24 protein-coding genes and 1 pseudogene are annotated in these 22,762 nt (G+C 72.2%); 15 read left to right on the plus strand and 10 right to left on the minus strand.

Features of this window, described 5'->3' with window-relative positions; all coding sequences use genetic code 11:
- Nucleotides 1-88 precede the first annotated feature (88 nt).
- From ABZ321_RS25135 to ABZ321_RS25145, 3 genes are read right to left on the minus strand one after another with little or no spacing between them, the layout of a single operon-like run.
- Nucleotides 89-2,203 (minus strand): xanthine dehydrogenase family protein molybdopterin-binding subunit, encoded by a 2,115-nt coding sequence (locus tag ABZ321_RS25135; RefSeq protein ID WP_344503385.1) that lies wholly within the window; start codon nt 2,201-2,203, stop codon nt 89-91.
- Nucleotides 2,200-3,186, minus strand: a complete 987-nt coding sequence (locus ABZ321_RS25140; protein ID WP_344503383.1) for a xanthine dehydrogenase family protein subunit M — start codon at nt 3,184-3,186, stop codon at nt 2,200-2,202. Before ABZ321_RS25140 ends, ABZ321_RS25135 begins: the two co-directional genes overlap by 4 nt.
- Nucleotides 3,183-3,689, minus strand: a complete 507-nt coding sequence (locus ABZ321_RS25145) for a 2Fe-2S iron-sulfur cluster-binding protein (protein ID WP_354895585.1) — start codon at nt 3,687-3,689, stop codon at nt 3,183-3,185. The genes ABZ321_RS25140 and ABZ321_RS25145 overlap by 4 nt, the downstream gene beginning before the upstream one ends.
- Before the next feature lie 117 nt (nt 3,690-3,806).
- Here ABZ321_RS25145 and ABZ321_RS25150 point away from each other — a divergent pair, with 117 nt between their 5' ends.
- Both ABZ321_RS25150 and ABZ321_RS25155 read left to right on the plus strand, forming a co-directional pair.
- On the plus strand, nt 3,807-4,478 hold the full coding sequence (locus tag ABZ321_RS25150) for a class I SAM-dependent methyltransferase (protein WP_344503382.1): 672 nt from the start codon (nt 3,807-3,809) through the stop codon (nt 4,476-4,478).
- A gap of 43 nt (nt 4,479-4,521) precedes the next feature.
- Nucleotides 4,522-5,457 (plus strand): zinc-binding dehydrogenase, encoded by a 936-nt coding sequence (locus tag ABZ321_RS25155; protein ID WP_354895240.1) that lies wholly within the window; start codon nt 4,522-4,524, stop codon nt 5,455-5,457.
- Here the strand turns inward: ABZ321_RS25155 and ABZ321_RS25160 are convergent.
- Nucleotides 5,443-5,874: a rhodanese-like domain-containing protein gene (locus tag ABZ321_RS25160; RefSeq protein ID WP_354895243.1), complete on the minus strand. Its 432-nt coding sequence runs from the start codon at nt 5,872-5,874 to the stop codon at nt 5,443-5,445. The genes ABZ321_RS25155 and ABZ321_RS25160 overlap by 15 nt on opposite strands.
- Before the next feature lie 71 nt (nt 5,875-5,945).
- Here ABZ321_RS25160 and ABZ321_RS25165 point away from each other — a divergent pair, with 71 nt between their 5' ends.
- From ABZ321_RS25165 to ABZ321_RS25185, 5 genes are read left to right on the plus strand one after another with little or no spacing between them, the layout of a single operon-like run.
- The gene (locus ABZ321_RS25165) at nt 5,946-6,914 is read left to right on the plus strand and encodes a helix-turn-helix domain-containing protein (RefSeq protein ID WP_354895246.1); all 969 of its coding nucleotides are present in this window, start codon (nt 5,946-5,948) and stop codon (nt 6,912-6,914) included.
- Between the two features lie 11 nt (nt 6,915-6,925).
- Complete coding sequence (locus ABZ321_RS25170) at nt 6,926-7,720, plus strand: ABC-2 family transporter protein (protein WP_344503378.1); 795 nt, start codon at nt 6,926-6,928, stop codon at nt 7,718-7,720.
- Entirely contained in the window at nt 7,713-8,495 is a 783-nt protein-coding gene (locus ABZ321_RS25175) for an ABC-2 family transporter protein (protein ID WP_354895249.1), read from the plus strand. The genes ABZ321_RS25170 and ABZ321_RS25175 overlap by 8 nt, the downstream gene beginning before the upstream one ends.
- On the plus strand, nt 8,492-9,412 hold the full coding sequence (locus ABZ321_RS25180; RefSeq protein ID WP_354895252.1) for an ATP-binding cassette domain-containing protein: 921 nt from the start codon (nt 8,492-8,494) through the stop codon (nt 9,410-9,412). The genes ABZ321_RS25175 and ABZ321_RS25180 overlap by 4 nt, the downstream gene beginning before the upstream one ends.
- A complete protein-coding gene (locus ABZ321_RS25185; protein WP_344503375.1) occupies nt 9,409-10,041 on the plus strand; it encodes a maleylpyruvate isomerase N-terminal domain-containing protein in 633 nt (210 codons plus the stop codon). The genes ABZ321_RS25180 and ABZ321_RS25185 overlap by 4 nt, the downstream gene beginning before the upstream one ends.
- On the opposite strand, the pseudogene ABZ321_RS25190 reads toward ABZ321_RS25185, so the two are convergent.
- Nucleotides 10,038-10,226 (minus strand): annotated as a pseudogene (locus ABZ321_RS25190) (hypothetical protein); the annotation flags it as partial. The gene ABZ321_RS25185 and the pseudogene ABZ321_RS25190 sit on opposite strands and share 4 nt — an antisense overlap.
- Nucleotides 10,227-10,574: 348 nt before the next feature.
- Here ABZ321_RS25190 and ABZ321_RS25195 point away from each other — a divergent pair.
- The 6 genes from ABZ321_RS25195 to ABZ321_RS25220 are packed head-to-tail and all read left to right on the plus strand — an operon-like array spanning nt 10,575 to nt 17,153.
- Nucleotides 10,575-11,540, plus strand: coding sequence for a LacI family DNA-binding transcriptional regulator (locus ABZ321_RS25195; RefSeq protein ID WP_344503374.1), 966 nt, complete (start codon nt 10,575-10,577; stop codon nt 11,538-11,540).
- Nucleotides 11,537-13,141, plus strand: coding sequence for an FAD-dependent oxidoreductase (locus ABZ321_RS25200; RefSeq protein ID WP_354895257.1), 1,605 nt, complete (start codon nt 11,537-11,539; stop codon nt 13,139-13,141). The genes ABZ321_RS25195 and ABZ321_RS25200 overlap by 4 nt, the downstream gene beginning before the upstream one ends.
- Before the next feature lie 27 nt (nt 13,142-13,168).
- The gene (locus ABZ321_RS25205) at nt 13,169-14,449 is read left to right on the plus strand and encodes a sugar ABC transporter substrate-binding protein (protein WP_354895260.1); all 1,281 of its coding nucleotides are present in this window, start codon (nt 13,169-13,171) and stop codon (nt 14,447-14,449) included.
- Entirely contained in the window at nt 14,446-15,330 is an 885-nt protein-coding gene (locus ABZ321_RS25210; protein WP_344503371.1) for a sugar ABC transporter permease, read from the plus strand. Before ABZ321_RS25205 ends, ABZ321_RS25210 begins: the two co-directional genes overlap by 4 nt.
- On the plus strand, nt 15,320-16,150 hold the full coding sequence (locus ABZ321_RS25215) for a carbohydrate ABC transporter permease (protein ID WP_344503370.1): 831 nt from the start codon (nt 15,320-15,322) through the stop codon (nt 16,148-16,150). Before ABZ321_RS25210 ends, ABZ321_RS25215 begins: the two co-directional genes overlap by 11 nt.
- A 13-nt stretch (nt 16,151-16,163) precedes the next feature.
- Nucleotides 16,164-17,153: a LacI family DNA-binding transcriptional regulator gene (locus ABZ321_RS25220; RefSeq protein ID WP_354895264.1), complete on the plus strand. Its 990-nt coding sequence runs from the start codon at nt 16,164-16,166 to the stop codon at nt 17,151-17,153.
- 153 nt (nt 17,154-17,306) lie between these two features.
- Here the strand turns inward: ABZ321_RS25220 and ABZ321_RS25225 are convergent, their stop codons facing one another.
- The gene (locus ABZ321_RS25225) at nt 17,307-17,663 is read right to left on the minus strand and encodes an Lsr2 family protein (protein ID WP_344503368.1); all 357 of its coding nucleotides are present in this window, start codon (nt 17,661-17,663) and stop codon (nt 17,307-17,309) included.
- A 289-nt stretch (nt 17,664-17,952) separates the two neighbouring features.
- Nucleotides 17,953-18,285, minus strand: a complete 333-nt coding sequence (locus ABZ321_RS25230) for a TIGR02611 family protein (protein WP_354895268.1) — start codon at nt 18,283-18,285, stop codon at nt 17,953-17,955.
- A gap of 455 nt (nt 18,286-18,740) precedes the next feature.
- Here ABZ321_RS25230 and ABZ321_RS25235 point away from each other — a divergent pair, with 455 nt between their 5' ends.
- Entirely contained in the window at nt 18,741-19,172 is a 432-nt protein-coding gene (locus tag ABZ321_RS25235) for an SsgA family sporulation/cell division regulator (RefSeq protein WP_344503366.1), read from the plus strand.
- Between the two features lie 237 nt (nt 19,173-19,409).
- Here ABZ321_RS25235 and ABZ321_RS25240 read toward each other — a convergent pair whose 3' ends face one another.
- Nucleotides 19,410-19,697 (minus strand): DUF4873 domain-containing protein, encoded by a 288-nt coding sequence (locus ABZ321_RS25240; RefSeq protein WP_344503365.1) that lies wholly within the window; start codon nt 19,695-19,697, stop codon nt 19,410-19,412.
- 47 nt (nt 19,698-19,744) lie between these two features.
- Between ABZ321_RS25240 and ABZ321_RS25245 the strand changes: the two genes are divergently transcribed.
- Nucleotides 19,745-20,644: a diiron oxygenase gene (locus ABZ321_RS25245; protein WP_344503364.1), complete on the plus strand. Its 900-nt coding sequence runs from the start codon at nt 19,745-19,747 to the stop codon at nt 20,642-20,644.
- Nucleotides 20,645-20,955: 311 nt separating this feature from the next.
- Here the strand turns inward: ABZ321_RS25245 and ABZ321_RS25250 are convergent, their stop codons facing one another.
- The gene (locus tag ABZ321_RS25250; RefSeq protein WP_354895273.1) at nt 20,956-21,600 is read right to left on the minus strand and encodes a class F sortase; all 645 of its coding nucleotides are present in this window, start codon (nt 21,598-21,600) and stop codon (nt 20,956-20,958) included.
- A gap of 18 nt (nt 21,601-21,618) precedes the next feature.
- Nucleotides 21,619-22,488, minus strand: coding sequence for a DUF4397 domain-containing protein (locus ABZ321_RS25255; protein ID WP_354895276.1), 870 nt, complete (start codon nt 22,486-22,488; stop codon nt 21,619-21,621).
- Nucleotides 22,489-22,762 lie beyond the last annotated feature (274 nt).

A 22,762-nucleotide genomic window follows, 5' to 3' on the forward strand; every position in this document is an offset into this window, starting at 1 on the left:
AAGAATGCCGCGGATGCTCCGCTCCTGGTGCACAGCCTCCTCTGAGCACGGTCCGGGCGCACCGGCTCGCTGGTCTGCCCGGGCCACGTCAGTGGGCTCTGGGGACGAGGTGCTCCAGGCCGATGGGAAGGTCGCGGACCCGGATGCCGGTGGCGTGGTGGACGGCGTTGGCCACGGCGGCGGCGGTGCCGACGATGCCCAGCTCACCGATGCCCTTCACGCCCATGGGGTTGAGGTGGGGGTCCTCCTCGTCGAGGAAGACGACCTCGATCCGCGGGACGTCGGCGTTGACGGCCACGTGGTAGGCGGCCAGGTCGCCGGTGACGAAGTCGCCGGTGCGGGGGTCCACGACGGAGCGCTCCAGCAGGGCGCCGGACAGGCCCATGGTCATGCCGCCGATGAGCTGGGAGCGGGCGGTGGTGGGGTTGACGATGCGGCCGGCGGCGAAGACGCCCAGCAGGCGGTCGACGCGGACCTCGCCGGTGACGGTGGAGACGCGGACCTGGCAGAACTGGGCGCCGTACGCGTCGCGGGCGAAGTCCGGCCGGTCGCGGACGTCGACGGTGGTGTCGGCGCGGACGGCGACGCCGCCGTCGGGGACCGTGCCGCCATGGTCGCGGTCGATGCGCTCGCGCAGCAGGCGGCACGCCTTGGTGACGGCCCAGCCCCAGGAGGCGGTGCCCATCGAGCCGCCCGCGACGGTGGCGGGGCCGATCGCCGAGTCGCCGACGGCGATCGCGACGTGCTCGAGGGGCACGGCGAGCGCGTCGGCGGCGATCTGGCGCAGGACGGTGCGGGCGCCGGTGCCGATGTCGGCGGCGTTGACCTCCACGTCGAAGCGGTGGTCGGCGGTCGCCCGGGCGAGGGCCGTCGAGGGCCACGTGATCGCCGGGTAGGTGGAGGCGGCGACGCCGGTGCCGATCAGCCACTCGCCGTCGCGGCGGACGGCGGGGCGCGGGTCGCGGGCGGCCCAGCCGAAGCGCTCCGCCCCCGCCTCCAGACACTCGACGAGATGCCGGCTGGAGAACGGGATCCGCTCCTCGGGGTGCTCCGGCGGCTCGTTGTCGATCCGGAACCGCACCGGGTCCCAGTTCCCGGCGAACGCCAGCTCGTCGATCGCGGACTCCAGGGCGAACGACCCCGGGCACTCGCCGGGTGCCCGCATCCATCCCGGGGTCGGCACGTCGAGGGCCACCACCCGGTGCGTCGTGAGCCGGTTCGGCGCGGCGTACATGTGCCGCGACAGCACCGCGCTCTGCTCGACGAACTCGGCCAGCTGCGACGTCTGGCTGACCGCGTCGTGTCCGATGGCGAGCAGCTCGCCCTGCGCCGACGCGCCGAGGCGGATCCGCTGGATCGTCGGCGTGCGGTAGCCGCCGAGCGCGAAGACCTGCTGCCGGGTCAGCGACAGCTTCACCGGCCGGCCCACGAACCGCGCCGCCATCGCCGCGAGGATCGTGTTGGCCGCGGTCGCCGCCTTGCCGCCGAAGCCGCCGCCGACGTGCTCGTTGACGACGCGCACCGCGGACGGCGGCAGCTCGAACAGGCCGGCGAGCACGTCGTGGACCGACGTGGAGGCCTGGGTCGCGTCGAACACGACGAGGCAGCCGCGCTCCCAGAACGCGGTCGTCGCGTGCGGCTCCATCGCGCAGTGGTGCTCCGCCGGCGTGCGGTAGGTCGCGTCGACCCGCACCGCCGAGGCGGCGAGCCCGGCGTCGACGTCGCCGATCGCGGACCGGGCCGGGTAGCCGGCGTTGACCTGCACCGGCTGGTACAGCGCGGGATGGTCGATCCGCAGCACCGTGTCGGCGATGGTCCCGCCCTCGCTGACCCGCACGAGATCGGCGCCGGCCCGGGCGGCCTCCGGCGACGTCGCGACGACGACGGCGACGACCTGCCCCCGGAACGAGATGCGCGGCGACTGCAGGAGCAGCAGCTCCGGATCGCCGACGGGCTCCAGGCGGGGCGCGTTGCCGTGCCACAGGACCGCCAGGACGCCGTCCTCCGCAAGCGCCCGCGACGTGTCGACGCCGGTGACGACCCCGCGGGCGACCGTCGACTGCACCACCCACGCGTAGGCGGCGCCGGGCACCGGATGGTCGATGGCGTACGGCGCGCGGCCGGTGACCTTGTCCCACGCCTCGACGCGCGGGCTCGCCACCCCGATCGCGGGCGGCGCCGTCCTTCTCACCGCGGTGGTCACCAGCTGGCCTCCGTCATCCCCCGCAGGACCCCGACCGTCAGGTTGCGGATCAGGGGCACCTTGTACGCGTTGTCCCGCAGCGGTCTCGCCGCGGCGAGCTCCTCGTCCGCGGCCCGTTCGAAGCTGTCGACGGTCGCGGTCGCGCCGCGCAGCATCCGCTCCGCCGCGTACGCCCGCCACGGCCGGTGCGCGACCGCCCCGTACGCCAGCCGGACGTCCCGCACGATCCCGTCGCGGACGTCCAGGGCGGCGGCGACCGACCCGGCGGCGAACGCGAACGACGAGCGGTCGCGGACCTTCCGGTACGTCGACAGCCGCGCGATCGGGCTGGCCGGCAGCACCACGGCGGTGATCAGCGCCCCCGGCGGGAGGTTCGTGTCGCGTTCCGGCCGTTCGCCGGGCAGCCGGAAGAACTCGTGCACGCTCATCTGCGCGGGCCCGTCCGGCGTCAGCAGCTCGACCCGGGCGTCGACGAGGACCAGGGCGACCGCGAGGTCCGACGGGTTCGTCGCGACGCACTGCGGGGAGGCGCCGAGGATCGCGAGGTCGCGGTGCTCGCCGTCGCGGGCGTCGCAGCCGGACCCCCGCTGCCGCTTGTTGCACGCCTTGGTGACGTCGGTGAAGTACCGGCAGCGGGTGCGCTGCAACAGGTTCCCGCCGAGGGTGGCCCGGTTGCGCAGCTGCGCCGACGCGCCGGACAGCAGCGCCAGGGCGACCGCCGGGAACCTGGTCCGCACCATCGGGTCGGCGGCGAGGTCGCTGTTGGCGGTGAGCGCGCCGACGCGGATCCCGCCGTCGGGCAGCTCCTCGATGTCCCGCAGCGGCAGGCCGGTCACGTCGACGAGCAGGTCGGGCGTGGTGACGCCGAGCTTCATCAGGTCGACGATGTTGGTGCCGCCGGCGAGGAACGCGGCACCGGGGTGCGCCATCTCCGCGACGGCGGACCCGGCCTCGCCGGCCCGCTGGTAGGCGAACGGTCTCATCGCGCGGCCACCCCGATCGACGACTGGATCGCGGCGACGATGTTGGTGTACGCGCCGCAGCGGCAGAGGTTGCCCGACATCCGTTCCCGGATCTCGTGCTCGTCCAGCGTCACGCCCTCCTCCCCAAGGGCCTCCTCGAGCATGCCGACGGCGGAGCAGATCTGGCCGGGCGTACAGAAGCCGCACTGCATCGCGTCGTGCGCCACGAACGCCTCCTGCATCGGGTGCAGCGCCGGGCGCTCGTCCGGCGGCGCCGCCGTGTGGGTCGCGGTGCGGCTGCTGAGCCCCTCGACCGTCGTCACCTCGGCGTCCTGGCAGGTGACGGCGAGGATCAGGCAGCTGTTCACCCGCCGGCCGTCGAGCAGGACCGTGCACGCGCCGCACTGGCCGTGGTCGCAGCCCTTCTTCGTGCCCGGCAGCTGCAGCTGCTCGCGGAGCACGTCGAGCAGGGTCGCCCGGTTGTCGGTCCGCAGCTGCTGCGGGTGACCGTTGACGCTGAGCATGACGTCGCTGGTGAACTGGCTCTCCACGGACGACCTCCTGCCCAGCCGGGCCCCACCCATGCACGCCCCACCCTTCGGGGTCCGCGAAGTCACCCGAACTGTGGGACCGTGAGTGGTGTGAACGGCGCAGTCACCCGGGACGGCTGTCCCGTCGACCTGTATCGCCTGCTCCCGGCGACCGGCGAGCCCGCGCTCGTCCATGCGGCGGTCCCGCCCGGCGCGGAGATCCTCGAGCTGGGGTGCGGCGCCGGCCGGCTCACCCACCCGCTGACCGGCCTCGGCCATCCGGTGACGGCCGTCGACAACTCCGCCGAGATGCTCGCCCACGTGCGCGGCGCCACCACCGTCCTCGCCGACATCGAGACGCTCGACCTCGACCGGCGGTTCCCGGTGGTCCTGCTGGCGAGCCACCTCTGCAACACCCCCGACGACCGGCTGCGCGGCCGGCTCCTCGCCGCCTGCCGCCGGCACCTCGACGCGGCCGGCCGGGTCGTGGTCCAGTGGCTGCCGCCGGCGTGGTTCGACCGCGTGTTCGCCGACATGCGCCCCGTCAGCGGCCGCATCGGCGACATCGAGGTGACCGACAGCCCGCTCTCCCACGACGGCACGGTCCTGCAGGCGATGTGCACGTACCGCGACACCGGGTCGCCGGACGCCGCCGTCTGGACACACCGCTTCGCCACCCGCCGGCTGAGCCGCGCCGAGCTGCACGCCGCCCTGACCGGCGCGGGCCTGCGCTTCGAGCGCCACCTCGACCCCGGACGGCGCTGGTTCACCGCCGTGCTGTGACGCCCTTGACCTCAACGTCACTTCATGTTCGACGCTGGTGCGCATGAAGGCGATCGAGGTCGCCCGCTTCGGCGGGCCGGAAGTCCTGCAACTGCGTGAGGTGCCCGACCCGGTCCCGGGCGACGGCGAGGTGGTCGTCGAGGTCGAGGCCGCCGACACCCTGTGGCTGGAGACCCAGGTCCGGGCCGGCCGCAGCGCCTACTTCCCGGTGACGCCGCCGTACCGGCCGGGCGTCGGCGTCGCCGGCACCGTCGGCGGCCGGCGGGTCCTCGCCCGGCTCGGGCACGCCGGCGGCGGCTACGCGACCCGGGTCGCCGTCGCCGCCGCCGATCTCGTCGACGTGCCCGGCGGGGTCGGCCCGCGGGAGGCCGCCGCGGTCCTGCACGACGGCGTCACCACCCTGGCGTTGCTGGACATCGTGAAGATCGTCGCCGGCGACCGGGTGCTCGTCACCGCCGCCGCGGGCGGGATGGGCGCGCTGCTCGTCCAGGCCGCGAAGGCCGCCGGCGCGACGGTGGTGGCGGCGGCCCGCGGTGCCGCCAAGCTCGGTGCGCTGCGGACGCTCGGCGCCGACGTCGTCGTCGACTACAGCGTCGCCGACTGGACGGACGCGGTGTGGGAGGCGACCGGCGGGCTCGACGTGGTCCTCGACGGCGCCGGCGGCGACTACGGCCGCGCCGCGTTCGACCTCGTCGTGGAGGGCGGCCGGTTCTCCGCGCACGGCACCCCCGCCGGCGCGTTCGCCACCGCCGACCCCTCGGTCGCGCGGTCCCGCGGCGTCACCGCGACGGGGATCGACGAGGTCCAGCTCCCCCCGGAGCGGTTCCGCGCCTACCTGGCCCGGGCCCTGGACGACGTCGCGGCCGGGCGGCTCGCGCCCCTCATCGGCCAGGCGTTCCCGCTGGCCCGCGCCGCCGACGCGCACGCCGCGATCGAGTCGAGAACGGCCGTCGGCAAGACGGTGCTAACAGTCACATGAGACGGCCCAGCGCGGGGCGGTCAGCTCGTCGGCGGGGCGCCGGTCGGAGCCGGTCGGCGACACGAACGTGAAGCCTTCCCGCACCCAGTACTCGTAGCCGCCGAGCATCTCCTTGACGTCGTAGCCGAGCTTCGCGAACTCCAGGGCCGCCCGGGTGGCGCCGTTGCAGCCCGGGCCCCAGCAGTACGTGACGACCTGGGTGCCGGGCGGGACCAGCTCGGCGGCGCGGCCGGCGATCTGCGCCGTCGGGAGGTGCACGGCGCCCGGCAGGTGCCCCTGCGCCCAGGCCTGCGCGCCGCGCGAGTCGACGACGACGTAGTCCGGGGTGCGGGCCTCCAGCGCGGCGTGGACGTCGCTGACGTCGGTCTCGAAGCGCAGGCGTCCGGCGAAGTGCTCGATGGCGGCGGTGTTGGTCATGCGTTCATGGTGTCGCCGGCACCGGGCGGCGGAACAGTGGCGTGAATGCCACCCTCCGCTAAGATACCGCCATGCTCGACGTCTCCGTTCTGGTGTATCCGGGCATGTCGGCCTTCGAGACCGGGATCGTCACGGAGGTGTTCGGGCTGCCCCGCCCGGAGTTCGACCGGCCCTGGTATCGCCTGGTCGTGTGCGCGCCGAGCGCCGCGCCGGTGCCGATGATCGGCGGGGCGACGCTCACCACCCCGTTCGGGCTGACGGACTTCGCCGCCGCGGACACCGTCATCGTGCCGGGCGTCGCCGACGTGCACCGGGACCCGCCGGCCGCGGTCCTCGACGCGCTGCGCGCCGCGCACGACCGCGGCGCCCGCATCCTGTCGATCTGCTCCGGCGCGTTCGCGCTCGCCGCCGCCGGGCTGCTCGACGGCCGGCGCGCCACCACCCACTGGCGCTACGCGGACCTGCTACGGCGCCGGTTCCCCGCCGTCCACGTGGACCCCGGCGTCCTCTACCTCGCCGACGGCGACGTGTGGACGAGCGCCGGCAGTGCCGCCGGCCTCGACCTGTGCCTGCACGTCGTGCGCGCCGACCACGGCGCCGCGATCGCCAACGCCGTCGCCCGCCGGCTCGTCGTGCAGCCGCACCGCGACGGCGGCCAGGCGCAGTACATCGAGGCGCCGATGCCCGCCGACGTCGGCGACGACCGGATCGCCCGCAGCGTCGACTGGGCCCTCGCGCACCTCGCGGAGCCGCTCAGCGTCGACGTGCTGGCCCGGCAGGCGCACATGTCGCCGCGCACCTACCTGCGGCACTTCACCCGCACCACCGGCACGAGCCCGATCCGCTGGCTGATCCGGCAGCGGGTCCAGGCGAGCCTGGCGCTGCTCGAGTCGACGGACACGCCGATCGAGCAGATCGCGGCGGCGGTCGGGTTCGACACGCCGGTCACGTTCCGGCACCACTTCGCCGCGACCATGCGCACCTCGCCGTCGGCGTACCGGCAGGCGTTCCGGACAGAAAAGAGCGCCGCCGGCAGGTAGGGTGACGCGCTGTGCGCCTCTGGTTGACGCTCGTCGGCATCGGCTTCCGGCGATGGTCGACCTACCGGCTCGCGGCGTTCGCGGGCGCGTTCACCAACAGCGTCTTCGGGCTGATCCGCGCCGGGGTCGTCACCGCGACGGTCGCCGTGGCCGGCGGCACCCTCGGCGGCTACGACACGCTGGCGGGCGTCACCTACGTGTGGCTCGGGCAGGCCCTCATCGGCCCGGTCTACTTCTTCGCGTGGAGCGAGCTGGCGCAGCGCATCCGCTCCGGCGACGTCGCCGTCGACCTGGCCCGCCCCGTCGACCCGATGCTCGCCTACCTCGCCGCCGACCTGGGCCGGGCGGCGTTCGTGTTCCTGCCCCGCGGCCTGCCGCCGCTCGCCGTCGGCGCGCTGGTGACGGGGCTCGCCCTGCCCGGCGACCCGCTCGGGTACGCCCTCGGGGTGCTGAGCGTCGCCCTCGCGGTCGTGGTGTCGTTCGCGTGCCGCTGGCTGGTCAACCTGACCGCGTTCTGGCTGCTGGACCTGCGCGGCCCGATGACGCTGTACCTGCTGGTCACCAACATCCTGTGCGGCCTCGCGGTGCCGGTGCACTGGTTCCCCGGCTGGCTCGCCGCCGTCGCCGCCGCCAGCCCGTTCCCGTCGATGCTGCAGACCCCGATCGACGTGCTCATGGGCCACGCCGCCGGCTGGGACGCGGTGCGGCTGCTGGCCGTGCAGGCCGCGTGGGCCGCCGCGCTGCTCGCCGCCGGCCGGGTCGTCTTCGGCTTCGGCACGCGCAAGCTGGTGATCCAGGGTGGCTAACCCGTACGTGGTGCTCGTCCGGCTGCGGATGCGGGCGCAGACGGTGTACCGGGGCTCGTTCGCGGTCGAGATCCTCGCCAGCCTCGGCGCGACGGTCAGCGGCTTCGGCGAGCTCTACGTCATCTTCGCCAACGTGCCCGCGCTCGGCGGCCTCGACTTCGCCGCCGCGGTGCTCGTCTTCGCGATCGGGCACGTCTCGTTCAGCCTCGCCGACCTGGTCGTCGGGCACCTCGACGCGCTGCCGACCTACCTGCGGGCCGGCACGCTCGACGCGTTCCTGCTGCGGCCGCTGCCGGTCCTCGCCCAGCTGATCACCGCCGACATCTCGTTGCGGCGCTTCGGCCGTACCGTCGCCGGCACCGCCATCGCCGTCGTCGCCCTGGCTTCGTCCGATGTGGACTGGACGCCGGCCAAGGGTGCGCTGCTCGCGGTGACCGTCTGCTCCGGCGCGGCCCTGTTCGCCGCGTTCTTCGTCGGCGCCGCCGCCGTGCAGTTCTGGCTCGTCGAGGGCACCGAGTTCACCGCGTCGTTCGTGTACGGCGGCAACTACGCCGCGCAGTTCCCGGCGAGCGTGTTCGCCACGCCCGTCCGCGTGCTCTTCACGTTCGTCGTGCCGGCGGCGTTCGTGGCCTACCTGCCGGTGCTGACCCTGCTCGACCTGCCGGGCGGGGGCGCCCTCGGCTGGTGCTCGCCCGTCGCCGCTGCGGCGGTCTGGATCGTGGCGCTGCTCGGCTGGCGGGCGGGCCTGCGGCACTACACGGGAGCGGGATCGTGAACATCATCTCCGTGTCGAACCTGAGCCGCGCGTTCGGCGCGAAGACGGCCGTGGACGACCTCTCGTTCGACGTCCCGCGCGGCGCCGCCGTCGGCTACATCGGCGCCAACGGGGCCGGCAAGTCGACCACCATCAAGATGCTCACCGGCATCCTCAAACCCACCTCCGGCACGGCGCTGACCTGTGGCCTGGAGCCGCTGCGGCAGCGCCGGCAGCTGGCCCGCCGCATCGGCGTCGTCTTCGGGCAGCGCAGCCAGCTGTGGTGGGACCTGCCGCTGCGCGACTCGTTCCGGGCCCTCGGCGCGATCCACCGACTCGCCCCCGACGCGGTGCGCGCCCGCACCGGCGAGCTCGTCGACCGCCTGGCCCTCGGCGATTTCGTCGACACCCCCGTCCGGCAGCTGTCGCTCGGCCAGCGCATCCGCGGCGAGGTCGCCGCGGCGCTGCTGCACGGCCCGGAGCTGCTCATCCTCGACGAGCCCACGATCGGCCTCGACGTGCTCAGCAAGGAGCGCCTGCGGGTGTTCCTCACCGAGCAGCGCGCCCAGCACGGCACCAGCCTGCTGCTGGCCACCCACGACATGGGCGACGTGCGCCGCCTCACCGAGCGCATCCTCGTCGTCGACCACGGCCGGCTCGCCTTCGACGGCACCCTCACCGAGCTCGCCGGCCAGGTCGGCGCCGAGCGCATCGTCGTGCTCGACCTCACCGAGCCCGCCCCCGATCTCGTCGGCGTCCCCGGCACCCGCCTGGTCGGTGTCGAGGCCGGCGGCCTGCGCCAGCGGCTGTCGTTCGCTCCCGGCGAGACGACGGTCGCCGCTATCCTGTCCGTCGTGGCGTCGCGCGCCCAGGTGCACGACCTGACCATCGAGGAGCCTGACATCGAAGCCGTGGTGCGGAGGTTGTACGCGTCGTGACCACCCCTTCCGACGACGTCCTGGTCTCGGTGGCGCTGGCCCGGGAGGCCCTCGCCGGCGTCCCCGACGACGGCTGGGACCGCCCCGCCGGCACCCTCACCTGGACCTGCTGGGAGGTCGTCGAGCACGCCGCCGACGACCTGTTCGCCTACGCGGCCCAGATCGGTGTGCCCGACCCGCCGGTGACCGCCTACCTGCCGATCGCCTACCGCTCCCAGTACGACGGCGGCCCCGTCAGCACCGTCTTCGTCGAGCGCTCCGGCGGCACCCTCGGCCTGCTCCGCACGCTGTCCGCCTGCGCCGCGATGCTCGCCGGCGCCGTGACCCTCGCCCCGCCGTCGCGCCGGGCGTACCACCCGTACGGCGTCAGCGACGCCCCGGGCTTCGCCGCCATGGGCGTCGTCGAGGTCCTCGTCCACACCTTCGACGCCGCCGCCGGCACCGGCGTCGCCTGGACCCCGCCCGCCGACCTGTGCGCCCGGGCCCTCGACCGCCTCTTCCCGGGCCTGCCCGACCACCCGGACCCGTGGGAGCTCCTCCTGTGGGCCACCGGCCGCCGCGCCCTCCCCAACCAAGCGGCCCGCTCCGAGTGGCGCTGGGACGGCCGCCCCCTCCACGAACGCGACTAGGTCGTGTCTCTTGGATCTCTGGTGGTGAGGTCGCGGAGCCAGATTTTGATGATGGCGACGTCGATGGCGGCCAGGTACATGAAGGCACGTTTGTCGTAGCGGGTGGCGACGGCGCGGAACTGTTTGAGCTTGCTGACCGCGCGTTCGACGGTGTTGCGTTCCTTGTACCGCTCGGTGTCGAACGCGGGTGGCCGGCCACCCGCGGCGCCGCGTTTGCGGCGGTTGGCCTGCTGGTCGACGCGTTCAGGGATGGTGGCGGCGAGATCCAAGAGACACGGCCTTGGTGGCTGAGCGTCTCGCCACCGGTGTGACGCAGGCGTGACGGCTCGCCGACGGCCCTGTGTCTTCGAGATCGCGGCCACGCTCCCCGTGTCTGCCAGACCCGAACCACCGCGGGGAGTTCGCTGATAATGCGTATTAGTCACTGACGCGAACGGGTAACGAAACCTCCCCCGGCGCTTGACGGCGCCGCCCGGGCGAGCGCAGGATTCGAGCCCTGAAGGTGCTGATACGCATTAGCGAAGGGGATCGTCGTGGGGCGTCGGGTCACGCAGCGGGACATCGCGCGGATGACGGGCGTCAGCCAGGCGACGGTCTCGGTGGTGCTGAACGACCGGGCGGACAGCGAGATCCGGATCGCGCCCGAGACGCGGCAGCGGGTGCTCGACGCGATCCGCGCCACCGGCTACGTGGCGGACGTCGTCGGCCGCCGGCTGGCGGACCGCAGCAACCGGATCCTCGGGGTGTTCACCTACGAGCCGGTGTTCCCCAGCACGACCGCGGACTTCTACCACCCGTTCCTGGTGGGTATCGAGCAGCGGGCCGAGCAGGTGGGGTGTGACCTGCTGCTGTTCACGTCGGGGCCGCACCGGATGCGGCTCGCCGACGGGTGCATCGTGCTCGGGCGGTTCATCGGGAAAGAGGAGCTGGCGCGGCTGGTCGGCGAGCACCACCCGTTCGTGAGCGTCGGACGGCGGGACTCGCCGGACGTGCCGTACGTGGGGGCCGACTACGGGGGCGCGACCGCCGCGCTGGTCGCGCAGGCCGTCGCGCTGGGGCACCGGAGGTTCGCCTACGTCGGCACCGGCGGGCCCGCCGAGTCGCACCTCGACAGGCTGCGCGGGTTCGCCGACGCATGCCTGGCGGCCGGGGTGCACGCCACCCACCAGCCGCGGTGGACACCCCAGGACGACGTCACCGCGATCTTCCTGGAGGAGCCCGCCGACGCGGCCGAGCTCATCACCAACCTCCGCGACCACGGGCGGGACGTGCCCGGCGACGTGTCGGTGGTGGTGCTCGGCGAGCCGACCAGGGCCGGTGCCACTCCCCCGCCGCTGGACGTGACGAGGTTCCGCACACCGCGCAGCGAGATGGGCCGGCAGGCCGTGGACCACCTGACCGAACTGGTCAACGGGGCGCAGGGCCGGCAGACGTTGCTGGCCTGCGAGCTCGTCGCGGGTGAAACCCTGAAAACAGCAAGATCGAGGAGAGACACGTGAAGGAGATCACGGCGGACGTGCTCGTCGTGGGCGGCGGGCTCGGCGGGGTGGCGGCGGCGCTCGCCGCGCTACGGGCCGGGCGGACGGTCGTGCTCACCGAGGAGTTCGACTGGATCGGCGGCCAGCTCACCAGCCAGGCCGTGCCACCGGACGAGCACTCCTGGGTCGAGCAGTTCGGCGTGACGGCCAGCTACCGGGCGCTCAGGGACGGGATCCGCGACTACTACCGCCGGTACTACCCGCTGACCGACGCGGCCCGGCGGTGGGTGCACCTGAACCCCGGCGCCGGCGGCGTGAGCCGGCTGTGTCACGAGCCCGCGGTGGCGAAGGCGGTGCTGGAGGCGATGCTCCAGCCGTACCGTGGCGGCGGCCGGCTCCGCGTGCTGCAGCCGTGGAAGGCGACGGCCGCCGAGAGCGACGGCGACCGGGTCACGTCCGTGACCGGCAGGCACCGCGACACCGGCGAGCAGACGGTCGTCACCGCGCGGTACGTGCTGGACGCGACCGAGACCGGCGAGCTGCTGCCGCTGACCGGCACCGAGTACGTGACGGGCTTCGAGTCGCAGGACGACACGGGCGAGCCGAGCGCACCGGCGACGGCGCAGCCGGCGAACATGCAGGCGGTCTCGGTGTGCTTCGCGATCGACCACGTCGACGGCGACCACACCATCGACCGGCCCGACTCCTACGGGTTCTGGCGGGCCTACACGCCGCCGTTCTGGGGCGGGCCGCTGCTGTCGTGGCGCTCGCCGCACCCGCGGACCCTGGAGATCTCCGAGCGCAGCTTCACGCCCAACCCCGACGACGACCCCCTGGGCGTCGTGGCCGACCAGCGGCTCAACCCGGGCGACGCGAACCTGTGGACGTTCCGGCGGATCGCGGCCCGCAACCTGTTCACGCCGGGCGCGTACGGCAGCGACATCTCGCTCGTCAACTGGCCGATGATCGACTACTTCGAGGCCCCGGTCATCGACGTCCCGGACGCGGACGAGCAGCTGGCGCGCGCCCGGGAGCTGTCGATGTCGGTGCTGTACTGGCTGCAGACGGAGGCCCCGCGACCCGACGGCGGCACCGGCTTCCCCGGCCTGCGGCTGCGCGGCGACGTGACGGGCGGCAGCGACGGTCTGGCCCAGGCGCCGTACGTGCGCGAGTCGCGGCGCATCCTCGCCGACTACACCATCGTGGAGCAGGACCTGTCCCACGCGGTCCGCGGCGACAAGGGCAGCGTCACCTACGCCGATTCGGTCGGGGTCGGCATGTACCGCATCGACCTGCACCCGTCCACGGGCGGTGACACGTACATCGACGTGCCGTCCAGCCCGTTCCAGATCCCGCTCGGCGCGCTGCTGCCCCGCCGGGTGGAGAACCTCCTGCCGGCGGCGAAGAACCTCGGCACGACCCACATCACCAACGGCTGTTACCGCCTGCACCCCATCGAGTGGAACATCGGCGAGGCCGCCGGCGCACTGGCCGCGTTCTGCCTGAACGAGGGCACCACTCCCCGCGCCGTCCGGGAGGACCCGTCCCGGCTCGCCGACTTCCAGTCCCGGCTCACCGCCGACGGCGTCGAGCTCGCCTGGCCCGACGTCACCGCGTACTGAAGACACCCCCACCTTCTGGAGACCCCCATGCGACTGAAAGCATCGCTGGCAATCGCCACCGCGGCCCTGCTCGGCCTCACCGCGTGCGGCTCGGGCGACAAGGAAACGCCGAAGGACACCGGACCGGTTTCGTTGCGCATAACAATCTGGACCGCCAACGAGGCGCACCTGAAGCTGTTCAACGAGATCGCCACCGAGTACAAGGCCGCCCACCCGAACGTCACCGAGATCAAGTTCGACTCGCTGCCGTTCGACACGTACACCACCGCGCTGACCACCCAGATCGCCGGCGGCAACCAGCCCGACCTCGCCTGGATCCTGGAGAACTCCGCGCCCGACTTCGTCTCCTCCGGCGCGCTCGTCCCGCTCGACGACACGCTGAAGAAGACGCCGGGCTATCAGTTCGAGGACCTCGGCGCCAGCCCGATGAAGCTCTGGCAGAGCCAGGGGAAGTTGTACGCGTACCCGTTCTCGACCTCGCCGTTCGGCATGTTCGTCAACAATGACCTGGTGAAGAAGGCGGGCAAGCCCACGCCCGCGGAGCTCATCGCGGCCGGGAACTGGAACTGGGACACCGCGCTGCAGACCGCGTCGGCCGTCAACGCCGCCACCGGCAAGGCGGGGCTCGTCGTGCGGGACTTCGACTACAAGTCGTGGCAGAACCTGGCCAGCTTCTGGGGCGGCTGGGGCGCGCAGGCGTGGAGCGCCGACGGCAAGACCTGCGGCTTCGACAAACCCGAGATGGTCGAGGCGATGACGACGCTGCACAAGGCGATCTTCACCGACAAGGCCCTGCCGGGCCCGGGCGTCACCGCCGACTTCTTCGCCGGCGACGCGGCCATGACGATCACCCAGATCAGCCGGGCGTCGCTGCTGAAGAACCAGTTCGGCTGGGACCTGGTCCCGCTGCCGAAGGGCAAGGTCGGCGACTACGCGGTGTTCGGCCAGGCCGGCATCGGGGTGTTCAAGAAGGGCAAGCACGCCACCGCGGCGCAGGAGTTCCTCGCGTTCATGACCAGCCCGGCGAACTCGGCGAAGCTCGCCGCGTACTTCCCGCCGCCGCGCACGTCGCAGCAGACCGCCGAGACGCTCGCGAAGACCAACCCGCTGCTCAAGCCCGAGCAGCTGCAGAAGGTCGTCGTCGACGGGATCACCAAGGGCGCGGTCGGCCCCAGCCACGCCGGGTTCGCCGAGCTGTCGCAGAACGTCCGCGCGAGCCTCGACCCGCTGTGGCAGCCGCAGGCCGACGTCAAGGCGGTGCTGTCCGGCGTGTGCGCGAAGATCTCCCCGCAACTGGCGAAGCAGTGAGGCTTCGGTCAAAGACCGCGGACCGGCTGGCTGGGTGGCTGTTCATCGCCCCCCAGCTGGCCGGCTCGGCCGTCTTCGTCTTCGCGCCGCTGTGCCTCGTCCTCTGGTACAGCCTGCACGAGTGGAACGTGCTCGCCGGCAGCTTCGAGTTCGTCGGCGGCGACAACTACCAGGCCCTGCTCGACGACCCGACCCTGCCGTCGGTGCTGCGGGCCACCGGGATCTTCTCCGTCGGGCTGGTCGTGTTCAACCTCAGCCTCGCGCTGCTGCTCGCCGTGCTGCTCAACCAGCGGCTGCGGGGGCTCACGGTGTACCGGACGCTGTTCTTCTCCCCCGTGGTCGTGTCGCTCGTCGCCTGGACGATCGTGTGGGGCTTCCTGCTGCAGTCCAACGGCGGCATCAACGGCCTGCTCCAGACGGTCGGAGTCGAGGGTCCCAACTGGCTGCGGACCGGGCCGACCGCGATGGTGTCGGTGATCGCGGTGCAGGTGTTCAAGAACGTCGGGCTCAACATGGTGCTCTTCCTGGCGGCGCTGCAGGGCGTGCCGGGCGAGCTCTACGAGGCCGCCCAACTGGACGGCGCGTCGGCGTGGACCCGGTTCCGGCGCATCACGGTGCCGATGATCAGCCCCACGATCCTGCTCACGTCCATCATCACCGTGGTCGGGTCGCTGCAGGTCTTCGCCCAGATCGCCGTCCTCACCCAGGGCGGGCCGGGCACGTCGACGACGGTGCTCGTCTACTACCTCTACCAGCAGGCGTTCCAGTTCCATCACTTCGGCTACGGCTCCACCCTGGCCATCCTGCTGTTCGTCATCGTGCTCGCCCTGACGCTCGTGCAGTGGCAGCTGCGCCGGAAGTGGGTCGTCCATGAGCAATAAGGCCAAGGTGCTGGTGTACGGGCTGCTGTCGGTGCTCTGCGTGCCGTTCGTGTTCCCGACCTGGTGGATGGTGACGTCGTCGTTCAAGTCGACGAGCGAGATCTTCACGTACCCGCCGAAGCTGCTGCCCTCCGAGTGGCACTTCGGCGCGTACCGGGAGGTGTTCCGGCTGCAGCCGTTCGCGGAGCAGTACTGGAACAGCCTGTACATCGCGGCGGTCGTCACCGTGGGCACCATGGCGGTCGCGTCCCTGGCCGGCTACGCCTTCGCCCGGATCCAGTTCCCCGGGCAGAACGCGATGTTCGTGGTCGTGCTCACCGGCCTGCTCATCCCGAGCGAGGTGACGATCGTGCCGCTGTTCCAGCTGTTCAACCGGTTCGGGCTGATCGACACGCACTGGCCGCTGATCCTGGTGCCGATCTTCGGCGCGCCGAGCGTCCTGGCGACGTTCATCATGCGGCAGTTCTTCGTGACGCTGCCGAAGGAGCTGGAGGAGGCGGCGCGCGTCGACGGGCTCGGCCGGTTCAACACGTTCCGGCTGATCGCCCTGCCGCTCGCCCGCCCGGCGCTGGGGGCGGTCGGCATCTTCACGTTCCTCAACAGCTGGAACCTGTTCCTGGAGCCGGTGGTGTACCTGTCGAGCAAGGACAAGTTCACGCTGCCGCAGGCGTTGACGCAGTACGTCGACGCGTACGGCGGGCCGATGTGGGACGTCCAGCTGGCCGCCGCGTCGCTGACCGCGCTGCCCGTCCTGGTCGTGTTCGTGCTCGCCCAGCGCCAGTTCGTCGAGGGGCTGGCCCACACGGGGCTCAAAGGGTGATACACCTTCCCGCGTGAGCAGACGGGTGACGCAGCGGGACATCGCGCGGATGACGGGGGTCAGCCAGGCGACGGTGTCGCTGGTGCTCAACAACCGCACCGGTGACGACGTGCGGATCGCGCCCGAGACCAGGCAGCGGGTCCTGGACGCGATCCGCGCCACCGGTTACGTCGCCGACCCGGTGGCGCGGCGGCTCGTCTCGGGGCGGAACCGGATCCTCGGGGTGTTCACCTACGAGCCGGTGTTCCCGAGCACGGCGGCGGACTTCTACCACCCGTTCCTCGTCGGCATCGAGCAGCGGGCCGAGCAGGTCGGCTGCGACCTGCTGCTCTTCACGTCGCGGGCCGACAGCCGGCGGATCTTCCACGCCGACAGCCGGATCGGGATCGCCGACGGCACGATCCTGCTCGGGCGGCGGGTCGACCGCGACGACCTGGCCCGCCTCGTCGGCGAGGGGCACGCGTTCGTGTCCGTCGGCCGGCGCGACGACGCCGGCGGGCCGGTCCCCTACGTGGGCGCCGACTACCCCGCGGCGGTGGCGGCGCTGGTCGAGCGGGCCACTGGGCTAGGACACTCCCGGATCGGCTACCTGGGGACCGGTGGGCCCGCGGAGTCGCACGCCGACCGGCTCCGGGGCTTCTTCTCCGCCGGCCCGGCGGCAGTCGTACACCTGCCGCCGCCGTCGACCGGATGGCTGGACGCGATCGGGCGGGAGCGGCTCACGGCCGTGTTCCTGGAGGAGTACGCCGACGCGGTCGCGCTGGTGGCGGCGGCCCGGGAGCGGGGGCTGGAGGTGCCCGGGGACCTGTCGGTGGTGGCGCTCGGCGAGCCCAGCGGCCTGGCGCCGGTCGACGGGAGCATCACCGGGCTGCGGATTCCGCGCCGGGAAATGGGCTGGCAGGCCGTGGACCAGCTGACCGAGACGATCGAGGGCGGTGGTGCCGTGCAGCGGTTGCTGCCGTGCACCGTCCATCCGGGCGCGACACTTAGCCGCATATTGTGATCGAGCCGCGACCCCGTTGGGGCCGCGGCTCGTTCGCGTTTTCACCGGAATGCGACGCTGCATCGACCGGTTTCTCAACCCGTGGAAATCCAGTGCTGATCCAGTGCCGATCCAGTGCCGATCCAGTGCTGATCCCTAGCCGGTTGATCGTGTTTAGCGGCCGGCCTCGGCGTGGTAGCGGTCCACCACGTCCTGCTTGATCCGGCCCCGGTCGGAAACGTCGATACCCTTGGCCTGCGCCCATTCCCGAATGGCACGGTTCTGGTCGCGGTCGCCGCGGGTGACGCCCCGGCCGCGCACCTCGCGGCCGCGCACGGTGCTCACCACGCCGCCCCGCCCGATCTTCGTCGCGGCGGCGACGAACGGGGCGACTGCGTCGCGGAGCTTCGCCGCGTTGGACGCGGACAGGTCGATCTCGTACTGCACGCCGTCGAGCGCGAACACGATGCTCTCGGCGGCGGGCTTGCCGTCGATGTCGTCGATCAGCTCGTGGATGACGCGTTTCGCCATGAGTGGCCTTTCTTCAGGTGCTGCCAATGCGTGCCGCATCACCGACACGTGCGTGCCGCATCATTTGGACACGAACCAAGATACTCAGCGGGATAGTACGCCCCGATCGGGGCGACATTACTCCCACCGTACCGTTTTCGCTCACCCCTCGCTGAATCAGACCGTCACGAAACGCATACAACATGAAACGCGCACAATCGGTTAAGGTCGGCGAACCCGCGGCCGCCGAGTCACCCCGCCCGGATGTGCTTGCCTCATCCCCGGCGCTCGCATGATCGCTGTCGTGAAGTCAGGCGAGCATCCGGAGCGACAGCAGCAACGCCGCACCAACGACGAGCAGCAGTCCTCCGACGGAGACGATCCGCACCAGCCAGGAACCCTCCCGTACCAGGCGGGTCCAGCGCTGCAACTGCCGTTTCGTAAATTTCAACAGCCGCCGCGCCCAGTGGAACTCCATCGCCAGGATCGCCAGCCCGCCGAGGATGACGAGCCATCCCGGCCCCGGCAACGGCAGCAGCACCACGCCGACGGCGATGACCAGCGTGCCGGCGAACGCGACCACGATCTTCACGCCGAAGCGGCCGATCCGCGTCGCGTAGAGACGCTCCCGCCAGCCCAGCAACCGGTCGGCGATCCGCCGCCACCGGCCACCGGGCCCGAGGGCGCCCCGCAGGTCGGCTTCGGGCTCACTACCCGCTCCGGCGGCCAGGTCCGGCGCAGCGACACGCCGGAAGTCACCCTGGGGAGAGCCAAGCCGTCCGGAATCAGGCGTAACGCCCGACCCGTCCGCCTCACTGTCGCGCAATTTCCGTTCCCATCACTGGATAACCCGTCACTCCCACGAACCACTGGACGTTACCCGAATGAATTGACGTACGGCCCACACGTCACGTCAAGGACCCCGGTCACGCACTGAAAACCGGACATCGCGCGCACGTTGTTCGGTTGACGGCAAATCGGGCCCAGAAACACTACAGAGTGAGATCGTAGAATCACTACGCGTAACACTGGGAATCGCCTCAACATAAGAGAGGCGGGGCACGGCATGCTCCGCAGCGGTGCCGGGGGGAGTACGACATGAGCGCTATCCGACCATCGACCGTCGAGGTCGAGACATCCCTACGACTCGTCGCGCCCGACGCGACTGCTTTGCCGGTGCGAGCCAGCTTGCGCTACGACCCGAACGACCCGTACGCGGTCCACGTCCTCTTCCACGCCGAGTCGGCGGGAGGCGAGCCGGTCAGCTGGTCCTTCGCGCGTGAGCTGCTCTTCACCGGTCTGGACGAGCCCGCCGGCATCGGCGACGTCCGGGTCTGGCCCTGGAACGGCCCGCGCGGCGACTTCGTCGCACTGGCACTGTCCTCGCCGGACGGCAACGCACTGTTCGAGGTCCCACGCAGCGTGCTGGTGCGATTCCTGCGCCGGACGTACAGCGTCGTGCCGCGCGGGCACGAGACGGACCACCTGGACGTCGACAACGCCGTCAGCCGGCTGCTCGCGGGGCGCTGACCTCGCAACCGCCCACGGGCCGGCCCCGCAGTTGCCAGCGGGGCGCCCCACGGCACAGCCACCGACCGCGAACCGCACCACCGGGACCGCGTCAACCGGGCGCCACACCGACGACCACCCTCCGCGAGCAGTCCGCCAGCTGCCGAGGGCCTGGCCGTGGCGTGGCGCCCGACGTTTCCGCCGCCGTCCCATCGGGTTTCCTTCCCTGCGTTCCATGGAATTCGGGCTTCCTTCCCTTCATTCCATGGTGCACGGCGGAGCGCCGGTCCCGCTGAAGCGGACATTGCCCCACGGGTCGATCTCCAGCAGGCGGGCCGGCACGGCGTCGGCGGGCGCGCACCGCAGCAGCACGTCACGGCGGCCCGCGCGCACCAGCGCCGGCACCGCCGGACCGCCGGCCATCCGCCCGCCCCAGTGGTAGCGGCCGTCCAGCGGCTGGAAGTGCCCGCTCAGGTGCAGCTCAACGGCGTGGGCGGCGCCGTCGACGAGCAGCTCGGCCTTGACCGGTCGCGGTTCCTCAGGCATGGTACTGATGAGTACCAAGTCCTGCCGGAGCCGTCAAGGGAGCCGCGATGCCGACGACCGACACCCCTCAGGCGGCGCGCGAGGCGACCGCGGCGCGGCTGCTGAAGATCTCCGCCGGCACCTCCTACGACCCCGACGTCGACATCGACTGGCGGGCGCCGCTCGACCCGGGCCGCATGTACGCGCCCGAGCACCGGCTGTCGCTGGCCGGCACCCCGTTGTGGGACGGGCTCACCCGCGAGCAGCGCGTCGAGCTGTCCAAGCACGAGGTCGCGAGCATCGCCAGCGTCGGCATCTGGTTCGAGATGCTGCTCATGCGGCTGCTGCTGCGCCACGTCAGCGACCAGGATCCGCGGACCGGTCACGTGCAGTACGCGCTCACCGAGATCGGCGACGAGTGCCGCCACTCCATCATGTTCGCCCGGATGATCGAGGCGTTCGGCACCCCCGCGTACCGGCCCGCACCGCTGGAGCGCGCGCTGGGCAAGTACCTCGGCGCGACCGCCGGCGGCGTGCAGACCTTCGCCGCCGCGCTCATCGCCGAGGAGATCCTGGACGCCCTGCAGCGCGAGGCGATGGCCGACGACAGCCTCCAGCCGCTGGTGCGGATGGTGTCGCGGATCCACGTCGTTGAGGAGGCCCGGCACATCCGCTACGCCCGCGACGAGCTGGCCCGGCAGGTCGCCGGTGCCGGCCCGATCAGCCTGGCCTACTCGCGGTTGATGATCGGGCGGGCCGCCTGGACCGTCACCCACTCGCTGATCCACCCGGGGGCGTACGCGGCGGTCGGCCTCGACCCGGCCGAGGCCCGCGCGGTGGCGTGGCGCAACCCCGCGTTCCGGGAGACGCTGCGCTGGTCCGCCGAGCGGATCACGACGTACCTGCAGGAGCTCGGACTCGTCGCCGGCCCGGCCAGGCGCCTGTGGCGGTCCTCGGCCCTGCTGTGAGAGCCGGCATTGCCGTCTTGCTGTGGGGCCGGCCTTGCTGTGGGGCCGGCCTTGCTGTGGGGCCGGCCTTGCTGTGGGGCCGGCCTTGCTGTGGGGCCGGCCTTGCTGTGGGGCCCTGCCTTGCTGTGAGAGACGCAGATCACGGGACGGCGGGTGGTGGGCGCGCTACTGTTTGGTGAGTCGGTGTGCTGTGTGTCCCCGGGCCTCACCACACTGCCTTCACGGAATACCGTTCGGCTGGAGCCGTGATGCGCCTATCGCCGCGAGGCGACCTGGCACACCGACCTTAAACTTTCCCCACCCGCTGAGCCTCAGCTCAGCACCGCGTAGACCACCACGTTCTCGCGGTAGGAGTGCCTGGCGGTGTCGAACTCGCCACCGCAGGTGATGAGCCGGAGCTCCGGCAGCGGCGTCGGGCCGTAGACCTTGGCGCTGGGAAACCTGGCCTTCTCGTAGTGCTCGCGGGCCGTCACCTTGAATGTGAGCCACGCGCCGGCGCGCTGGACCTCGACCCGGTCGCCGGGTTTCAGCTCGTGCAGCTTGTAGAAGACCGCCGGGCCGGTGCGGGAGTCGACGTGGCCGGCGAGGACCGCGGGGCCCGGGTCACCCGGGACGGTGCCGGCGGCGAACCAGCCGGCCTCGTCGTACACCTTGGGGCTCTGCAGCTCGCCCTTCGGGTCGACCTGGAGGGACTCGAGGCCGGTGTCGACCCCGAGCGACGCGATCCGCAGCCGGGTCGGCGGCGTGTCCTGCCCGGTCCCACCCGGCAGGTCCAGGTCGATGCGGTGCGGGACGATCCAGGTCGACTCGCCCGCGTCGATGTCGATCCGGCGGCCGACGAGCGTCGCCGCGCCGGTGAAGACCGGTGCGGCGAGCGCGAGGACGCAGGCGACGAGGGTCAGGGTCCGGCGCCGCGGCGTGCGGTGCCGGACGACCCGGCCCGCGGACCTGACCATGTGCCGTTCCCCGGTGCGTCAGAGCTGGGTCGGGACCCGGTGGCGGCGGCGCAGGACCAGCAGGCCGGCCGAGGCGAGGACCACCAGCAGCGCGGCGGAGCCGAACGTCAGCCAGAGGCCGGTGCGGTCCGGGTCGCCCGCGGTGCCGCCGGCGCCCGTGTCGACGCCGCCCGCGGGCACGCCGTTGCTGGTCGCGTCGGTGCGCAGCTGGGCGGTGAGGCCGTTCTTGCCGTCCAGGACGATCAGCGAGTAGACGCTGCCGGCCTGCAGCGGGGCGGTGACCGTGGTCGCGGCGGTGGTCACGCTCGGCGGGGTGAGCCGCAGCGTCCACTTGCCGGGGTCGACCAGCTGGTAGTCGGTCGTGGAGGCGAACTGGACACCGCCCGCCACCTTCGCGCCGCCCGCGATCGACACGTCCAGGACCGGCTCCTTCACCGACGCCTGCACGACGCGGACCTTCGCCTTGCCCTGCTCCGGCAGCGCCAGGTCGTCGGGGATGACGCGCAGGCCGAGGTCGGTGAACTTGCCGACGCCCGCCACGGTGTACGCCTTGCCCTCCACGACGGTGGCCTGGGTGCTCAGCACCGGCGGGCTGTCGGCGGCGGCACCCTTGGTGCGCATCGCGACCGCGTACGTGCCGGGCGCGAGCGGCAGGTACTTCGACACCACGCCGTAACCGACCGCGTCGAACTTCTGCGTCGCCATCGACCCGCTGACCGAGCTCAGGTACACGTCGACGGCGGGCGTGTCCGGCGACAGGTGCGCGAGGCGGACGTAGCCGACCCCGGCGGCCGACGCCGGCGAGGCGCCGGCGAACGAGAGGCCGAGGCCGATGAGTGCCGCCGCGGAGAGCGCCGCGGTCCGTCGCCGCAGTGAAGCACCGATCACGATCATGTCCCTTTGCTCGATGGACCACCAGGAGGGATGGTTCGAGGGTACGTACCCGAGCGAGGGAAACTGAGTAATCCGTCCGGGCACCATAAGCACTGACCGATGTGCACGATGCCGAACGGGGCGGCGAAACACAACCGCTGGACGGTCCTTTTCCGCTACTGGGCGGTCACTGATCGGTAACGATCACTGTCTCGGCCCGCCTTGCCATCTCGGCCCGCCTTGCCATCTCGGGCCGCCTTGCCATCTCGGGCCGCCTTGCCATCTCGGG

The sequence above is a fragment of the Dactylosporangium sp. NPDC006015 genome (assembly GCF_040614215.1).
Lineage (GTDB): Bacteria > Actinomycetota > Actinomycetes > Mycobacteriales > Micromonosporaceae > Dactylosporangium > Dactylosporangium maewongense.

Bases quoted from the DNA above. Each gene is read 5' to 3' on its own strand.
- ABZ321_RS25245 (WP_344503364.1), top strand. From the start codon at position 19,745: ATGCCGACGACCGACACCCCTCAGGCGGCGCGCGAGGCGACCGCGGCG.
- ABZ321_RS25165 (WP_354895246.1), top strand. From the start codon at position 5,946: ATGCTCGACGTCTCCGTTCTGGTGTATCCGGGCATGTCGGCCTTCGAG.
- ABZ321_RS25225 (WP_344503368.1), bottom strand. From the start codon at position 17,663: ATGGCGAAACGCGTCATCCACGAGCTGATCGACGACATCGACGGCAAG.
- ABZ321_RS25160 (WP_354895243.1), bottom strand. From the start codon at position 5,874: ATGACCAACACCGCCGCCATCGAGCACTTCGCCGGACGCCTGCGCTTC.
- ABZ321_RS25140 (WP_344503383.1), bottom strand. From the start codon at position 3,186: ATGAGACCGTTCGCCTACCAGCGGGCCGGCGAGGCCGGGTCCGCCGTC.
- ABZ321_RS25240 (WP_344503365.1), bottom strand. From the start codon at position 19,697: ATGCCTGAGGAACCGCGACCGGTCAAGGCCGAGCTGCTCGTCGACGGC.
- ABZ321_RS25250 (WP_354895273.1), bottom strand. From the start codon at position 21,600: ATGGTCAGGTCCGCGGGCCGGGTCGTCCGGCACCGCACGCCGCGGCGC.
- ABZ321_RS25145 (WP_354895585.1), bottom strand. From the start codon at position 3,689: ATGCTCAGCGTCAACGGTCACCCGCAGCAGCTGCGGACCGACAACCGG.
- ABZ321_RS25205 (WP_354895260.1), top strand. From the start codon at position 13,169: ATGCGACTGAAAGCATCGCTGGCAATCGCCACCGCGGCCCTGCTCGGC.
- ABZ321_RS25235 (WP_344503366.1), top strand. From the start codon at position 18,741: ATGAGCGCTATCCGACCATCGACCGTCGAGGTCGAGACATCCCTACGA.
- ABZ321_RS25215 (WP_344503370.1), top strand. From the start codon at position 15,320: ATGAGCAATAAGGCCAAGGTGCTGGTGTACGGGCTGCTGTCGGTGCTC.
- ABZ321_RS25155 (WP_354895240.1), top strand. From the start codon at position 4,522: ATGAAGGCGATCGAGGTCGCCCGCTTCGGCGGGCCGGAAGTCCTGCAA.